This window comes from Haloferax sulfurifontis ATCC BAA-897 (assembly GCF_000337835.1).
GTDB lineage: Archaea > Halobacteriota > Halobacteria > Halobacteriales > Haloferacaceae > Haloferax > Haloferax denitrificans.
In genome coordinates this window covers 65829-81609 of record NZ_AOLM01000004.1, presented here as the reverse complement: position 1 = coordinate 81609, position 15781 = coordinate 65829, and the positions used below count along the sequence as shown (strand labels likewise).

Sequence of the window (15781 nt, the reverse complement as noted above, 5' to 3'; positions counted from 1 at the left end):
ATTATATTGCATGAACGGCCATACAGAGATTGATTCACAGAACTTCGGTTCAGCAATGGTAACTGTGTTAGAACGAACTGTCTCAACGTCATAAATACGTGACCTCCAAGATACGCGCGTCTATTGTTATCCCGACCTACGAGCGACCGTCGAAATTAGAGCAGACATTAGGGTCAGTCTGTGACCAGACCGCAGACAATTATGAGATAATCGTCGTCGACGACGGCTCCGAATCCAAAAACCAACACGACGTTCTCAGGCGTTTCGAAGAGCAGGGACACGTACAGGTACTACGACAGGAAAATTCAGGACCTGCGGCAGCACGTAACCGGGGGTGGCGACGTGCGGCAGGTGAGTTTATTCTGTTCACAGACGACGACTGCATCGTTCCGCGAGATTGGGTACATTCGTTGGTTGCTGGTTTCGAACCGGGTGTTGCAGCAGTAGGTGGCTCGTTAGTCCCACTCGAGGAACTATTGAGGAACAACCGCTTTGCTCAAGCGCACAGATTTCGAGACCAGATGTCGTACGATGAACCGGACGAGCCAGTTCGGGATGAAGGTGACTTGGCAGTGGGCGGAACGGCAAATGTTGCATACCTACGGTCTGTGCTTTCCGAGATGGACGGATTCGATGAATCGTTCCCATTAGCAGCAGGAGAAGATGCAGACCTACAGCGCCGGGTCGTTGAAGCCGGATTCGATATGAAATACATCCCAATATCTGTAGAACACAACGATGATTACAGTTGGGAGTCATTCGTTAGTAGAGCAATCCGGTCTGGAGAAGGAACACACCACTTCCATCAAAAACACGGTGGATCTCGGACAATACCGCGGATATTGTTTGGGCTGTTTGGCTCGTTAGCCTATCTCCCCTTGGCTCTACAACAATCCAAAAATCTGGACGTGTCCTTCTTATATGTTCTTGAACGTATGTTAAACCGTGTTGGGGAGCTGAAAAGTACGATTAATTCGTAGGTGGACGGATTACCAACCGTCCATTGCCAACTGGTACACATCACAAATTTCGTCGATGACTGTTTCGGGAGAGTACCGTTTGTAGACATACGCCTGGTTCTGGACTCCATCGCCTGATCGATCTCGTGCTAGCGAAATTGTCTCAGCGAGCTTTTTGGCGTTTCTTGGCGGACAGAGGAGTTCGTCTTGCTGGACGATTTCTGCGGGCCCCCCTAGGTTAGTTGCAACCACTGGAAGGCCTGCTTGCATCGCCTCTAGCAACGTTCGCCCGAACGGTTCCGGCCATACACCAGGATGGACGAATAAGTCAGCATCTGTGTAGTACTGACATAGTTGCTCGTACGGAATCTGGCCCGTGAAATCGATACGAGAGTTAACTTCCAATCGATTAGCTAATGACTCAAGGGGTTGGCGTTGGTCTCCAGTGCCAACTACTCTGAGAGAGATATCCGAAGAAAGATGAGACAGAGACTCAATAAGATACTTGACTCCCTTCTCTCTGATTAGGCTACCAACGAAGAGTAACTGATAGCTATTGGAGTCTGTTCCAGATTCAGGAATTTTAAATGAAGGATCAAGCATATTTGGGACCACATCGATCGGAACGTCCTGGAATCCGTTTTCGCGGTAGATAGTTCTAGAAGCGTCGCTCAGTGTGATAAAGCGGTTGATCCGTTTTGTTTCGCTCCGGATAATTCGGCCAGTAGTGCCCATTGAGAGAAGTTCGTACAAACGTCGTTTCGGGGGTGCTTTTATTCCGAAAGCCGACTTAGGTAGGAGGTCATACGAGTTCAGTGTCGCTACGCTTGGAACGTCCATCTGAGAGGAGAGACGACCAACAACAGGGTTCAATACGATGTTGTACGAATGGAGTACGTCGAATGATTCTAACTGCTTGAGTTTCCTTCTCAATGGGAGGTATGCCAGTAGATTCGAACACTCCAGTATCTGGTGTGGGAGGCTTCTAAATCGGTGGACTTTGATTCCGTCGACTGATCGCGCACCGGCGCCATCGAAACTAAACACCTCAACACGATCTACCTGAGGTGATAGTTCATTTGCAAGAAGTTGGACACTGATTTCTCCCCCACCGTGAACGTTAGGTGGATATCGGGGTGTGATGATGGCGACACGCACGATATCAGCGGTGAGCGTGAATTATAAAAATCTTTGGTAGACACTACCTTCTTCAGCAGCCAGTCAAAAATAGGGTTGGAAGATTGTACTGTAGTCGTAAGTGGTGTCACTCTTTCTGAATGGGGTTTCTGAGGCTACGCTCAACCCAAGGAACACTACGGTACACTTCTCAAAGTTTATTTGGAGTTATAGTTCACATCTACCACTACTGACAATAATAAATATCTCAGAAGCTTCTTCGATGTCGGAGGCCAACAATAACTTTGAGAGACTGTATACGAGGAGACTCTATACCAACTCAACCGGGACGGTAGCACGAAGATACCACTGTACGGGCAGCCGATACTCGTCAATCACAAGGACGGTCGCACTATCTGTGTCAGGTATTTCGAGGTACGTCTCGACATCCTGTGCGTTCGTATCACCACTGTTGGTCACGACGAATACTCACTGGACAGTTCGAACAGGACAACTGACCCAGAGAGCAAGTCGCCGACGAGAATCGCCACGGTTACGATATAGAACGTATTGTAAGAATGCCATTACCAGGCGATTTCAAGTCCTCAAAACTCAAGTAGTGTAATCGAGGGAGCGAGCGCGACAGCGTCGTACTGATGATTTTGAGGAGTTCGGTAGAAGACGCCTGCACGTAGATGAACACCCACGACCAGTGGATGACACTTCTGATGAGTGCTGACACAAGCCGTTTCGAGGGCGAATCTAACTAATGAACGCCGTCTGCGAGTTGTGCCCCTTCCAACTATCAACACCGGGGAGTTACCCATAAAACCCGGCAACTGCAACGAGTAGAGAGATTCGCAGACGTTCAGCTTGGCCAAACAGTTCGTATTCCCACATAGACAACTTCAAGCACGTGAAAAAAATTTAGAGGAGAGAACCGATTTCACGCAGTCAGTCAGTCACGTCCAGCCCCCTACCTCATTGTGGACGGGGACGACGAGTGAGACCATCATTGGCCCTCAAAGTATGAGCCTTTTTAAAGAAAGTTCGTCGTGTGATATTTGCGGGGAGACGTTCCTCCCATGTTCACATGGAGCGGTGGATTTTAGATAGGGGAAAGGAATCTGTCTTTAATGAAAGCGATCATTCCAGCTGCCGGTCAAGGGACACGGCTCTACCCCCAGACGCATACGAAACCAAAGGGAATGGTAAGGCTAGCTGGAAAGCCGATTCTCGGACATATCCTCCAAAATATTGCCGAGACGAATGTCGAAGAAGTCGTCGTCGTCGTCGGAGGGACTATGAAAGACCAGATTACTGAGTACGCTCGGTCTGCATTCTCCGAACGGTTCGCGTTCGACTTCGTTGAACAAGAGAACGCAAAAGGCCTCGGCCACAGTATCTATCAGGCCGAATCTATCGCCCGCGGCGACGAGTTACTCATCGCACTCGGGGACATGCTCTTCGAAAACAGATTCAACACATTCCTCGATGCTCATGACGAACTTCCGGAGAGCGACGGAAGCATCGGCGTGAAGGAGGTTTCCGAACCGAGCCATTATGGCGTCGTCGAGATGAGCGGGGACAACGCAGTCAGCCGACTCGTCGAGAAACCTGATGACCCACCATCGAACTTAGCTATCAGTGGCGTGTACATTATCGAAAATTCGAACGCACTTTTTGACGCGCTCGGGCATCTGGTCGACAACGACATCAGAGGTGCTGGAAACGAGTTCCAATTAACCGACGCGCTCCAGAGGATGGTCGAACAGGGGTGCAACCTCCGAACATTCGAAGTCGAAGACTGGTACGACTGTGGTCGTCCCGAGACGCTTCTGGAAGCCAACCGTGTTCTTCTCGAACGAACTAAAACAAATGGAGACGAGCAACTTAGAGGATCTGTCATCATCCCTCCCATTGACGCTGGAGAGAACATAACCGTCAAAGAGAGTGTCGTTGGCCCGTACGTGAGTATTGACGATAGGGCCACGATAGAACAGAGCATCGTCGCCAACAGTATTGTTGGACAGAATGCGGTCTTACAGGGCGTCAATATCAACGAAAGCATCGTCGGGAGTAACACGGATGTCCACGGTGAGGCGAACAATCTCAACGTTGGCGACAACAGCAGTATCTATTTCTAACAGATGTCGGAAGACAAAAGTTCACTACAGCCTGATACAGAAATCACAACGCACGTAGTCGTGACTGGCGGTGCGGGATTTCTCGGGAGCCACCTCGTCGATAGCCTCCTTAAAGATGGGTTCCGTGTCACTGTTCTCGACAACTACGGGAGTGGCCGTCAGGAGAACTTGGCGCATGTTGAGTCGCCAAGGCTTACCGTTCAGAAACACGATGTCCGGGATCCGTTCCCTGAATTCAAAACTGTCGATGTCGTCTATCACATGGCGTCACGGGCGAGTCCAGAAGATTTCACCTCGCACTCCGTCGAAATCGCACTGACGAACAGTCAGGGGACCAAGCGCGCACTCGAATGTGCTCGTGACCACGACGCTCGCGTGTTCATCGCCTCGACGAGTGAAGTGTACGGGAATGCAAACGAACACCCTCAGTCGGAAACGTACAACGGCAACGTCAACATCAGAGGCCCGCGAGCGCCCTACGACGAGTCGAAGCGCTTCTCGGAGGCACTCGCCGTCGCGTATGAACGGAAATACGAGATGGACATTCGCACCGCTAGAATCTTCAACACGTATGGTCCCCGAATGGATCCAAACGACGGTCGTGTGGTTCCAAACTTCCTGACGCAGGCGCTCCGTGGTGAGGACTTGACTGTCTACGGTGATGGTAGTCAGACCCGGAGTTTTTGTTACGTATCAGATCTGGTCGCAGGAATCCGAACGATTGCTGATGCCCCTGCTGAAGTCGCTGCAGGCGATGTGTTCAACATCGGGAACACGGAAGAGATTTCCATTCGAGAATTAACTGACGTCATCCTCAATGTCGTCGATACCGATTCCGGCGTGACGTACAAATCACTTCCACAAGACGACCCAGAAGTTCGACGCCCTGATATCTCCAAAATCACGTCGCAACTCGATTGGAAGCCCTCGATCTCGCTCCGAACGGGACTCAAAAGAACGATTCCGTATTTCGAACAGCGGCTAACAGACGACTAATCGCGGAGTCAGTGAAAACTTCGAGGAAGTCCACGCAGAACTCGAAGAGATGGGTCTCGTTGGAGAAGAGTAATCCGAGTCATCTAACGTGGTGATTTTATACACAACAGTCGAATTGCGAGCAATAACTATATCCACCTCATGTATTTTCACCACATGCACGCAGACCTAACACATGAGCAAACCGGAGAACGTCCTCGTCACTGGTGGCGCGGGCTTCGTCGGCAGTCACGCGGTCGAGTACTACGCAGAACAGGGTGCCGACGTCACGGCACTCGACAACCTCAGTCGAACTGAGACGCTCGAAAATGCCGATGAGAGTCGGAACACCGCGGCATACAACTGGAATTTCATCGAGGAGAACTACCCCGAGGTCGAACTCGTCGAAGCTGACATCCGCGCCGCTGATACGTTCGAATCCATCGTCGAAGGGCACGACGCAATCGTGCACACCGCCGGCCAAGTCGCAGTCACGGCGTCGCTTACTGACCCTCGCACGGATTTCGAGGTGAACGCCGAAGGGACGTTCAACGTCCTCGAGGCTGCACGGAAAGCAGACAGCGACCCTGCGGTGGTGCTCGCCTCGACGAACAAAGTGTACGGAAACAACGTCAACAACATCCCCGTCCGCGAACAAGAGAGTCGCTACTGGTACGATGACCCAGACTTCGATCAGGGAATCCCTGAGTCCCTCTCTATCGACGGGTGCGAACATACACCATACGGTGTCTCGAAACTCGCAGCTGACATCTACGTGCAGGACTATACAAAGCGAAACGAAGTGCAAGCAGCAGCGTTCCGCATGAGTTGTATCTATGGGACACGACAGTTCGGAAATGAAGATCAAGGATGGGTCGCTCACTTTGCAATTAGTACGCTCAACGACGAACCGCTGACCATCTTCGGAGACGGAAAGCAAGTTCGTGACGTCCTCTATGTGAAAGATCTCGTTCGCGCCTATGACGCATTTCTCTCAGACCCTGACGGCAAGTCCGCGGTCTACAACATGGGTGGTGGAACGAAGAACACGACAAGCCTCCTCGAATTCCTCGACCTCCTCGAAGAAAAGTCTGATAAGCGAACCGACATCTCCTTCGGCGAGTGGCGTGAAGGAGACCAAAAGGTGTACGTCTCGGACACGTCCCGAGCACGGGATGAACTCGACTGGGAACCAAGAGTCGACTTCGAGGAAGGAATCGAGCGGTACGTCGACTGGTACGAGAGTCGGTGATCGTCGGGTAACCGTGTGACGAAACGTGGATTTCTTGAGGGTAAGTAACATGCCTAGAGGAGAAATTTTGAAGACCGACTTTCACAAGACTTATGCGCGTTTTCCGAATCCATCGAAGCAATGAGCGTAGACTCTGAACGTACAGAGGGCCTTGATTCTCAGTCGGTCCTCGAACTGTTCAAAGACTGGTATCACGTCCCCGCCCTCCTCGTGATATTAGTCACTATGTTGGCTATTCGTCTCCGGTCGTACAGTAATTTCATCAGGGATGGTGATGTCCTTTTCTCGGGAAACGACGCGTGGTACCACCTCCGCGAAGTTTCGTACACGGTTCGCAATTGGCCCTCCACAATGCCGTTCGACCCGTGGACGAACTTCCCGTTCGGGACGAGTGTCGGCCAGTTCGGCACTATCTACGACCAAATAATTGCGACGGTCGCACTCATCGTTGGACTCGGGAGCCCCTCCACGGATTTGATCGCGAAGACGCTCCTCGTCGCCCCGGCAGTCTTTGGTACGCTCGTCGCCATTCCAACGTTCTTGATCGGCCGCAGACTTGGCGGACGCCTCGGTGGCCTTTTCGGCGTCGTCATCCTGATGCTCCTACCCGGGACCTTCCTTCAACGTGGTCTCGTCGGATTCGCCGACCACAACATCGCCGAGCCGTTCTTCCAAGGTTTCGCGGTCCTCGCGGTGATGGTTGCCCTCAGTGTCGCCGACCGCGAAAAACCCGTCTGGGAGCTCGTTGAGGCTGGAGACTTCAATGCACTCCGAAATCCCATCAAGTGGTCCGTGCTCGCTGGCGTCGCGATGGCGGTCTACATGTGGTCGTGGCCGCCGGGCATCCTCCTCGTCGGGATTGTTGGGCTCTTTTTGGTCCTTGCGATGGTTTCTGACTTCGTACGCGGGCGGTCCCCCGAGCACGTCGCGTTCGTCGGTGTCGTCTCGATGCTCGTCACCGGCGTCTTGATGTTCGTCCCACTCTCCGACACCTCGTTCAGTATCACCCAGTTCAGCCTCATTCAACCGCTGTTCTCGTTCGGTATCGCTCTCGGTGCTGCCTTTCTCGCCGCACTCGCTCGCTGGTGGGAGTCAAGCGATATCGACGCCCGAGGATACCCCATCGCCGTCGCTGCCATCGGCCTCATCGCGATAGCGCTACTAGCGGTCATCCTCCCGGACGCTTTCAGACAGATTACGACTAACTTCCTCCGCACGGTCGGGTTCAGCGCCGGGGCAGCCACTCGGACCATCGGAGAGGCACAGCCGTTCATTGCTGCAAGCTCGCTCCAGTCGAGCGGTCAAACTGCTGTCGGCCGTATCATGTCCGAGTACGGGTTTACCTTCTTCACAGGTGTTCTCGCAGCAGTTTGGCTCGTCGCGAAACCACTCGTCAAGGGTGGGAACTCGCGGAGGATTGGATACGTCGCCGGGAGCCTCACCCTCATCGGAGTACTCTTCTTGATACCGGCGCTTCCGGCAGGGATCGGTAGTGCCCTCGGCGTCGAATCGTCGCTCGTCAGTCTGACCATCGTCACCGCACTCATCGTGGGGGCAGTGATGCAAGCTGAATACGAGAGCGAGCAGCTGTTCGTCCTCGTGTGGGCAGCTATTATGACCTCTGCCGCCTTCACGCAGGTTCGTTTCAACTACTACCTCGCGGTCGTCGTCGCGGTGATGAACGCCTACCTCCTTCGAGAAGTCCTCAGAATCGACTTCATCGGCTTCGCGAGCGTCGACCGCCTCGACGACGTCTCGTATGGTCAGGTCGCAGCGGTCATGATTGCCGTCCTCCTCATCCTCACGCCCGTCCTCATCATCCCGATCCAACTCGGTAACGGCGGCGTGTCTCAGACCGCTATGCAAGCGTCTCAAACCGGTCCAGGGACCGTCACTCAGTGGGACGGAAGTCTCTCCTGGATGCAGAACAACACACCCGCGGAAGGCGAATTCGGCGGAGAATCGAACCGGATGGAGTACTACGGGACGTACGAGCGCGCAGACGACTTCGACTATCCGGACGGCTCCTACGGCGTCATGTCCTGGTGGGACTACGGTCACTTGATCACCGTCCTCGGCGAACGCATCCCGAACGCGAACCCGTTCCAGGAAGGTGCTACCGGGGCAGCGAACTTCCTCCTCGCCGACGACGAACAGCAGGCTGAATCGGTCCTCACCTCGATGGGTGACGACGGCGAAGGCGATCAGACTCGCTACGTCATGGTCGACTGGCAGATGGCTTCGACCGACTCGAAGTTCGCCGCGCCGACCGTCTTCTACGACGAGTCGAACGTCTCGGCGTCGGACTTCTACAGTCCGATGTACCGCCTACAAGAGCAGAACGGGCAGACGACTGTCGCCGCCGCATCGAACGTCAAAGACCAGCGCTACTACGAGAGCCTGATGGTCCGACTCTACGCGTACCACGGCAGCGCTCGCGAGGCGTCGCCGATCGTCGTCGATTGGGAAGAGCGCACATCCGCCGACGGCTCGGCGACGTTCAGAGTGACGCCCTCGGACGGGCAGGCAGTCAGAGTGTTCGACAACATGAGCGCCGCCGAGGAGTACGTCGCGAACGACCCGACCTCCCAGATCGGCGGTCTCGGCACGTTCCCCGAGGAGCGCGTTTCGGCACTCGAACACTACCGTCTCGTGAAGTCCTCGAACAGCTCGGCGCTCCGCTCGGGGTCCTACCAGAACTCCATCGTCAGGGAGGGCAACACCTACGGCATCCAGCCACAGGCGCTCGTCCCCAACAACCCATCGTGGGTCAAGACGTTCGAGCGCGTCCCCGGCGCGACGGTCGAAGGCAGCGGTGCCCCGGCCAACGCGACGGTGACCGCGCGCGTCCAGATGCGCGACCTGACCACGGGTACGAACTTCACCTACACACAGCAGGCGCAGACCGACGCCGACGGTGAGTTCACGATGACGCTCCCGTACTCCACGACCGGCTACGACGAGTACGGACCGGACAACGGCTACACGAACGTCAGCGTCCGCTCGACGGGCGGCTACGCGTTCACCGGGCCGACCTCGGTCGCCGGGAACAACACCATCGTCACCTATCAGGCGGAGAACGTCGCCGTCGAGGAGGGCCTCGTCAACGGTGCCGAAGACGGTGCCGTGCAGGTCACCCTCGAACGGAACGAACAGGAACTCGACCTGCCCGGCGGCTCCTCGTCGGACGACTCGCAGACGAACGAGTCGACGTCGGCCTCGGTCTCGGCGTCAGTCGACGCCGGCGCGGCCGCGGTCGCTCCGTAACGAAGCGAACGGCAACGCCGACGGCCTTTTTTGTCTTCTGCGACACCGGTGACCAGTTGCCCGTTTTCGAACTTACCAGCGGTTATCGGGTAGAAAGTGAAAAAATCCGCTCTGGAGCAGTCTGCGGAGCCGACGCGACGGGCGACTCGTGAGACCGACGCAGACGAGCGATTCGTGAGGCTGATTCAGACGAGCGACTCGTAGTCGATGCCGTCGCGTCGAGTGACGATGCGGCGGCCGTCGATGACGACGGGCGAGCGCATGGCGTCGAACTCGTCGTCGAGCGCCGCGAACTCGTCCCAGTCGGTCGCGACGAGCGCCGCATCGGCGCCCGCGAGCGCGTCTGCGGCCGAGTCGGCGTACTCGATGTCGGGGAACCGCTCGCGCATGTTTTCGGTTGCGACGGGGTCGTAGCCGACGACGTCGGCCCCGGCGTCGATGAGCGAGTTGATGAGTAACGTCGCCCGCGACTTCCGGATGTCGTCGGTGCCGGGCTTGAACGCGAGCCCGAGAACGGCGACGCGCGTGCCGTCGAGGTCGATTCGCTCGCGGAGGAGATCGAGCATTCGCTCCGGTTGGCCGTCGTTGACGTCGACGGCGGCCTGCAACAGACGCGGTTCGTAGCCCCGACCGCGCGCGGCGGCGATAATCGCCGCCGTGTCCTTCGGGAAGCACGACCCGCCCCACCCGAGCCCCGCACCGAGGAACGCCGACCCGATGCGGGAGTCGAGACCGATAGTCTCCAACACCTCGTCGGAGTCGACGCCGAACTCCTTGCAGATGTTCGCGAGGTCGTTGGCGAGGCTGATTTTCGACGCGAGGAAGGCGTTGTTGGCGTACTTTATCATCTCGGCCTCGCTGATGCCGGTCTTGACGACCGGCGGGTTTCCGGCGCGGTCGACGAGCGGGGCGAATATCTCGTCTAGCGTTTCGTACGCGCGTTCGGTCTGTGCGCCGAGGACGATTTTGTCAGGGCCGAGGAAGTCGTCGACTGCGGTGCCCTCGCGGAGGAACTCGGGGTTCATCGCGATATCGAACCCCTCGCCGACGCGTTTCCCCGACGCCTCCTCGATTCGCGGCCCGATGACGTCGACCGTCGTCGTCGGGACGACCGTGCTCTTGGTGACGACGAGATGCGAACCGTCTTTCCGCGCGAGCGTCTCGCCGAGCGACGTCGCGGCGGCCTTCATCGCGCCGAGGTCGATACTGCCGTCGTCGTTCGACGGGGTCGGGAGGGCGAGGAACGTGGCCTCCGTGTCGAGAATCTCGTCGTAGTCGGTCGTCGCTCGGAGTCCGTCTCCCGCGTGCCGTTCGACGAGTTCGGCCAGCCCGGGCTCGTGAATCGGACATCGGCCCTCGTTCAACGCCCGAACGATATCGTCGTCGATGTCGACGTTGACGACGCGGTGGCCGAGCTCCGCGAAGCAGGCCGCGACCGTCGTGCCGACGTACCCGCTACCGATGATGCTGAACTTCATTGACAGAGTTGTGCACGCCGTGAGCTTTGATTCTTTCCGAGTCCGGCTCACACCCGAGCGCGCCGCAACGTCGAACGGTGGACTGATATCCTCGCCGAGAGAGCATCCGACAACGAAATGTCGAGGAACTCAGACGGGTCGACAGCCCGTTTCTCGTGGCTTCTCATCTACCTGAAAGGCGTCTGTATGGGGGCCGCCGACGCCGTTCCGGGCGTCTCGGGCGGTACTATCGCGCTCATCACTGGCATCTACGAACGACTCATCGGCGCGGTGACGGCCATCACGCCCGGCCGCATCAAACGCGTCCTCGGCGTCGTCGTCCCCGGCCGCCGAGCCGACGCGGTCGCGGCGATGCGCGAAATCGACATCGGCTTCCTGCTCGCGCTCGGCGCGGGTATCGCCACCGCCATCGTGACCGTGATGCGCGTGCTCCACATCGCGCTCACCGAGGCACCGGTGCCCACCTACGGCTTCTTCTTCGGGCTCATCGCCGCGTCGGCGGTCGTCCTCTACGCCCAGGTGTCGCTCGACGGCCCGCGTCAAATCGCGGCGGCCGTCGCCGGGTTCGCCCTCGCGTTCGTCGCCTCGGGCGGGAGCGGCGGCGCGTTCGGGCACTCGCCGCCGGCGATTGCGGTCGCCGGCGGAATCGCCGTCAGCGCGATGATTCTCCCCGGCGTCTCCGGGTCGCTTCTCCTGTTGATTCTCGGACAGTACGAGTACATGAACGCGACGCTCAACGCGTTCATCGACAGCCTCCTCGACGTCGCCGCCGGCGCGCCGCTGTCGGTCGTCGTCGAGTCGGGCACGGTCGTCGTCACGTTCATGGTCGGAGCCGTCGTCGGCCTGTTCACCATCGCGCACGTCGTCCGCTGGGCGCTCGAACACTACAGACGGGCGACGCTGGCGTTCCTCGTGAGCCTCATCGTCGGCGCGCTCCGCGCCCCGGTGGTAGAGAGCACCGCCGCGCTCGTCGAATCGGGGCGGTCGTGGACGACCGAACTCTACGGCGCGTTCGTCGTGGCCGCGGTCGTCGGCGCGGCGGTCGTCTTACTCGTCGACCGCTACACCGGCGTCATCGAGTCGTGAGCGGAGCGTCGTGGCCACAGGTGCCGCGGGACCACAACCAACCACAGCGGGCGACCGACAGCGGGCGACTGACGGGGGGATACGACCCTCCGTGCGCTCTGTGAGAAGGAAGTTGAGGGGTTGTTCGGAGTCGATGACCCGCCGAGTCGCGCGAGTCGCTGGTCACTCGCGGGCGACGGCGATGTTTCGAACCGACCCGCCGCAGTCGGGACACTCCGACAGGTGGGTCTCGCTGACGGTTCGCGTGCGACAGGAGCGACACTCGTAATACCCCTCGGTGGGGTGATAGCCGTCGATGACTGAGTTATGCAATGTCATGGTATATAATACCATATCCCTCGACGTAAGCGTTGTCCTGATATTCTCCAGATTACTCTAGGATATTAATATTAGACGCCGAAATTAGTGCTTGAGGACGGGGGAAACCCGACAGACGCCGCCGTAGTGTTCAGTTTTCCGAAGCGGGCGGTGTTTGGCTGACGCCGTCCGCGTCAGCGCCGGGCGACGCAGACGAACGTCTCGCGTCGCGTCTCGGCGTGAGAGACGGTGAAGCCGACCGATTCCAGCGCCGAGACGGCGTCGCCGAGGCCGAACCGCTCGTCGAGCGGCGGTCCGTCGTCGCCCGAACCGGACGTGGACCAATCGACCACGACCACTGAGCCGCCGGGGCGGACGACGCGGGCGAGTTCGGCGAGCGCGTCGTCGGTTGCGAACTCGTGGTAGGTCATCGTCGAGAAGGCGGCGTCGAGGTGGTCGTCGTCGAAGGGGAGCGACGCCACGTCGGCCGTGACGAACTCGACGGTGTCGGGCGCGCCCTTCTCGCGGTAGAAGTCGTGCATGACCTCCTGTACGTCCACGGCGTAGAGCGTCCCGACGTGCGGGGCGACCTCGTCGGTGAAAAAGCCGGTGCCGCTTCCGAGGTCGGCGACGACGCTATCGGGGGCGACGCCGAGGCGCGAGAGGAGTTCCTCCCGGGAGACGAATCGGAACCGCGCGGGGTCGTCCAGTTTCGCCGCCCTGTCGGCGTCGAAGGTGTGAAAGCCCATGCGCACACTCCGCACCCCGGCCCGTAAGTCCCATCGGTTCCGGCCCGAGTCGTGTTCGACGCGTGCACAGCCGTCCGCGGTCAGTCCGGTGGCAAGGCGACGCGGGTCGGTCCGCTGGCGGGGCGGCCCGACTCCGAGCGGCCGACCGCGAAACTGCCGACGGCGATGGGCTTTTTTGCTCGGCAATCGGTCACACACGTATGGAACCCCAACTTCGACGGCCGACGCGACGCGTCTGCGAGCGCTGTGGTCGGGTGGAACGCTGGGACGACGACGCCGCGACGTGGCTCGTCGCCGAAGCGGACGGCGAAAAACAGGTCGGAAGCGCCTACTGCATCCACGAGTGGGACATCAACGGGCGCTTCGCTCCCTTCGAGGAACCGGCCTGAGACGCCGAGAGCGACGCGAACGACCGGCGATTACGCCGCGTCTTCTTCCCGGAGCGATTCGAGCACGGACAGCGTGCCGTCCATGTACGACTGTTCGAGCACCGTGTCGGCGGCCCCCTTGGCCACGTCGTCCGCGTTGGCGACGGCGAACGACCGCCCGGCGACGCCGAACGTCGAGGCGTCGTTGACGCTGTCGCCGACGGCGACGAACTCCTCGGGGTCGTAGTCCATCGTCTCGCAGACGCGTTCGAGGCCGACGCCCTTCTCGACTCCCGGCGTCTTGATGTGGTAGGCGAAGCCGGTGTCGATGACTTCGAGGTCGAACTCGTCTGCGACCTCGCGGAGGAGCGCCTCGTCGGCGTCGAGACGGGCGATGATTTCGGTCTCGCGCCAGCGGTTCGCGGTGTCCGCGGCGTCCCACCCGAGGTCGCCGCCGCGCGCGACGAACTCGTCGGCGGCGGCCTGCGCGGCCTCGCGGTCGCCGGTGAACGTCACCTCGCCGTCGGCGAGAACGACCCCGCCGTTCTCCGCGATGACCGTCTGCGGGAGTCCGAGGTAGTGACACAGCGAGACCGGATAAGGAAACGCCTTGCCGGTGGCGAGGATGACGGGGGCGTCCCACGTCGGGAGCACCTCGAACGCGCGGGGGTCGAGGTGGCCTTCCGCGTCGGTGAGCGTCCCGTCGATGTCGAGTACGAGCGGCGGAACCATACCCGGAGTTGGGAGACGGGGGAAAAAGGTTCAGCGGTCGGGGAGAAGCGCGCCGCGGTCCGGCGGGTCGTCGGTCCGACGGCTGGTCGGCCCCGCGATTCAGCGCTCGCCGTCGTCCAGCCCGCGGAACGCCAGCACCGAGAAGTTCGGGACGGGCCGCGTCGCCGGCCGCCCCGGGCCGTCGGTGGGGTCACAGTCCGAGACCCGCCGGACGATGCCGAGGTCCGAAAGCTCGTAGAGGACGCGCCGGATGGTCGCGGGCGACAGCGACACCCGCGGCGACGCGGCGATGTGCTCGGTCGCCGCCGAGACGGAAGCCGCCTCCCCGTCGTCGAGCGCGACGAACGCCCGAAGGACGCGGCGACGGCTCTCGGAGAGCGCGAACACGCGGCCGAGCGAACAGCCGTCGTCGGGGACGGCGTCGATGCCGGCGCAGACGTACTCGGTATCGACGGTGTCCGCGCCGTCGGCGGCGGCGAGCGTCGCCGCCCCGTAGAGCGCCGACAGCGCGTCGTGGGCGTCGCCGTCGGCCCACTCGGCGACCTCGCGCGTCGCCTCGTGGGGAAGCGCGTTTCGGGTGACGCCGTCGGACGCGCGCGCGACGAGGATGTCGACGAGACTGTGGCGTTCGTAGGCCGAGACGGCGATTGACCTCGCGGGCGTCGCGGCGGTGTCGCCGTCCGCCTCGCCGCCCGCAGTCGCGTCGTCGCGGGGGTCGCGGCCGACGGTGAGCACCGAGACGTGCGGCGACACCGACCCGAGCGTCTCGACTGCCGTCGCCGCGGAGTAGGTCTCCGGCTCGCCCACGTGGTCGACGGCGACGACCGCGTGTTCGTCGTGAGCGACCCACTCCGCGAGCCGCTCGCGGAGCGCCTCGACGCCGACGCCCTGCGACGGCACCGGCTCCTCGCAGAGCGCGTCGAGCGCCGCGTGGAGAAGCGCGAACTCGGTCGAGGCGTCGCGAGAGTCGACGTAGGCGAACGAGGTCGTCGGCGTGGCGGCGGTGCGCGTGGTGGTGTGGATGACCGACCGCCGGGCGGGGAGCGCGCTGGCGAGGTGCTCGAAGAGCGACGCGACGACCGCCGACTTCCCGACGCCCTTCGGTCCGTGGACGTGGGCGTTGGGCGGCAGGTCGCCGTCGAACACGGGGTCGAGATGGTCGAGGATGCGTTCGAGCGTCGGGCCGCGGCCGGTCGGCTCTTCGGGGTGGGCCGTCGGGTCGAGCGCGCTCAGGTCCCGAACGAGCCGGGGCCGCTTCCCGCCGCGGCGTCGTCGCCTGGTGATTCTGTCTTCGAGGCGCATGGCGTGGTAAGTCCCTGGCCGACGGTATCCGGCGCACGCCTAAAAACCGACCA

The 15781-nt window shown here is 59.9% G+C and carries 13 protein-coding genes; 7 read left to right on the top strand and 6 right to left on the bottom strand.

Going from position 1 to position 15781, the window contains the following annotated elements; all coding sequences use genetic code 11:
• Nucleotides 1-98: 98 nt before the first annotated feature.
• Complete coding sequence (locus C441_RS18805) at nt 99-980, top strand: glycosyltransferase (protein ID WP_007273680.1); 882 nt, start codon at nt 99-101, stop codon at nt 978-980.
• Between the two features lie 9 nt (nt 981-989).
• Here C441_RS18805 and C441_RS18800 read toward each other — a convergent pair whose 3' ends face one another.
• A complete protein-coding gene (locus C441_RS18800; protein WP_083874844.1) occupies nt 990-2117 on the bottom strand; it encodes a glycosyltransferase family 4 protein in 1128 nt (375 codons plus the stop codon).
• 1094 nt (nt 2118-3211) lie between these two features.
• Here C441_RS18800 and C441_RS02740 point away from each other — a divergent pair.
• The 4 genes from C441_RS02740 to C441_RS02725 all read left to right on the top strand — a co-directional run bounded on the left by C441_RS02740 (nt 3212) and on the right by C441_RS02725 (nt 9716).
• Nucleotides 3212-4222 carry a sugar nucleotidyltransferase gene (locus C441_RS02740; RefSeq protein WP_083874842.1) on the top strand — a complete coding sequence of 337 codons (1011 nt, stop codon included), beginning with the start codon at nt 3212-3214 and terminating at the stop codon, nt 4220-4222.
• Nucleotides 4223-4225: 3 nt separating this feature from the next.
• Nucleotides 4226-5218 carry an NAD-dependent epimerase/dehydratase family protein gene (locus tag C441_RS02735; RefSeq protein ID WP_049920386.1) on the top strand — a complete coding sequence of 331 codons (993 nt, stop codon included), beginning with the start codon at nt 4226-4228 and terminating at the stop codon, nt 5216-5218.
• Between the two features lie 175 nt (nt 5219-5393).
• Nucleotides 5394-6449: an NAD-dependent epimerase/dehydratase family protein gene (locus C441_RS02730; RefSeq protein ID WP_007273675.1), complete on the top strand. Its 1056-nt coding sequence runs from the start codon at nt 5394-5396 to the stop codon at nt 6447-6449.
• Between the two features lie 120 nt (nt 6450-6569).
• The gene (locus tag C441_RS02725; RefSeq protein ID WP_049920385.1) at nt 6570-9716 is read left to right on the top strand and encodes an oligosaccharyl transferase, archaeosortase A system-associated; all 3147 of its coding nucleotides are present in this window, start codon (nt 6570-6572) and stop codon (nt 9714-9716) included.
• 185 nt (nt 9717-9901) lie between these two features.
• Here C441_RS02725 and aglM read toward each other — a convergent pair whose 3' ends face one another.
• Nucleotides 9902-11194, bottom strand: a complete 1293-nt coding sequence (gene aglM / locus C441_RS02720; RefSeq protein ID WP_007273673.1) for a UDP-glucose 6-dehydrogenase AglM — start codon at nt 11192-11194, stop codon at nt 9902-9904.
• Between the two features lie 117 nt (nt 11195-11311).
• On the opposite strand from aglM, the gene C441_RS02715 reads away from it, so the two are divergent.
• Entirely contained in the window at nt 11312-12280 is a 969-nt protein-coding gene (locus tag C441_RS02715) for a DUF368 domain-containing protein (RefSeq protein WP_049920384.1), read from the top strand.
• 162 nt (nt 12281-12442) lie between these two features.
• Here C441_RS02715 and C441_RS19425 read toward each other — a convergent pair whose 3' ends face one another.
• Entirely contained in the window at nt 12443-12598 is a 156-nt protein-coding gene (locus C441_RS19425) for a rubrerythrin-like domain-containing protein (RefSeq protein ID WP_007273671.1), read from the bottom strand.
• A 173-nt stretch (nt 12599-12771) separates the two neighbouring features.
• Nucleotides 12772-13326: a class I SAM-dependent methyltransferase gene (locus tag C441_RS02710; protein WP_007273670.1), complete on the bottom strand. Its 555-nt coding sequence runs from the start codon at nt 13324-13326 to the stop codon at nt 12772-12774.
• Between the two features lie 200 nt (nt 13327-13526).
• Between C441_RS02710 and C441_RS02705 the strand changes: the two genes are divergently transcribed.
• Entirely contained in the window at nt 13527-13715 is a 189-nt protein-coding gene (locus tag C441_RS02705) for an HEWD family protein (protein WP_042663830.1), read from the top strand.
• Nucleotides 13716-13745: 30 nt separating this feature from the next.
• On the opposite strand, the gene C441_RS02700 is transcribed toward C441_RS02705, so the two are convergent.
• Entirely contained in the window at nt 13746-14426 is a 681-nt protein-coding gene (locus C441_RS02700; RefSeq protein ID WP_007273669.1) for a phosphoglycolate phosphatase, read from the bottom strand.
• Nucleotides 14427-14525: 99 nt separating this feature from the next.
• Nucleotides 14526-15728 (bottom strand): Cdc6/Cdc18 family protein, encoded by a 1203-nt coding sequence (locus C441_RS02695; RefSeq protein ID WP_007273668.1) that lies wholly within the window; start codon nt 15726-15728, stop codon nt 14526-14528.
• Nucleotides 15729-15781 lie beyond the last annotated feature (53 nt).